This is a genomic window from Psychrobacter sp. 2Y5 (assembly GCF_051847375.1).
Lineage (GTDB): Bacteria > Pseudomonadota > Gammaproteobacteria > Pseudomonadales > Moraxellaceae > Psychrobacter.
Map to the genome: position 1 here is coordinate 1 of NZ_JBPYDA010000035.1, position 822 is coordinate 822.

General features: G+C 51.7%; 1 protein-coding gene. It reads right to left on the reverse strand.

The features are described 5' to 3' along the window. Positions 1-803 (reverse strand): elongation factor Tu (locus ACS8E3_RS13015; RefSeq protein WP_439244761.1); only part of this gene is annotated, 803 nt, incomplete at its 3' end. Between the last annotated feature and the right edge of the window lie 19 nt (positions 804-822).

The following is an 822-nucleotide window of genomic DNA, read 5'->3' on the forward strand; positions in this document are numbered from 1 at the left end:
AGCAGTTTGCGGAACATCTCGACACCAGTACAGGTGGTTTTTTGGGTGTCACGGATACCGACGATTTCGATTTCGTCGCCAACGCGAACGATACCAGATTCAACACGGCCGGTTACGACAGTACCACGACCTGAGATTGAGAAGACGTCTTCGATTGGCATTAGGAATGCTTTGTCGATGTCACGCTCAGGCTCTGGGATGTAGCTGTCTAGGATGCTGAGTAATTCTACGACGGCTGGTTGGCCGTATTTGCCTTCGTCGCCTTTTAGGGCTTGGGTGGCACTGCCTTTTACGATTGGGGTGTCGTCACCTGGGAAGTCGTAGTCGTTAAGCAGTTCGCGAACTTCCATTTCTACGAGTTCTAGGAGTTCTTCGTCGTCAACAAGGTCACATTTGTTCATGAAGACGATGATGTACGGTACGCCAACCTGACGTGATAGCAGGATGTGCTCACGCGTTTGTGGCATTGGGCCGTCGGTTGCTGATACGACTAGGATTGCGCCGTCCATTTGAGCGGCACCGGTGATCATGTTTTTAACGTAGTCAGCGTGACCTGGGCAATCAACGTGGGCGTAGTGACGGGTTTCGGTGTCATATTCTACGTGTGAGGTGTTGATGGTGATGCCGCGAGCTTTTTCTTCTGGGGCGCTATCAATAGACGCGTAGTCTTTGGCTTCGCCGCCAGAGGTGATGGCTGCTACGGTTGCAATAGCTGCTGTTAGGGTGGTTTTACCGTGGTCAACGTGTCCAATGGTGCCGACGTTGACGTGGGGCTTGTTGCGTTCAAACTTGGCCTTTGCCATGAGTGTATCCTTTTTATTG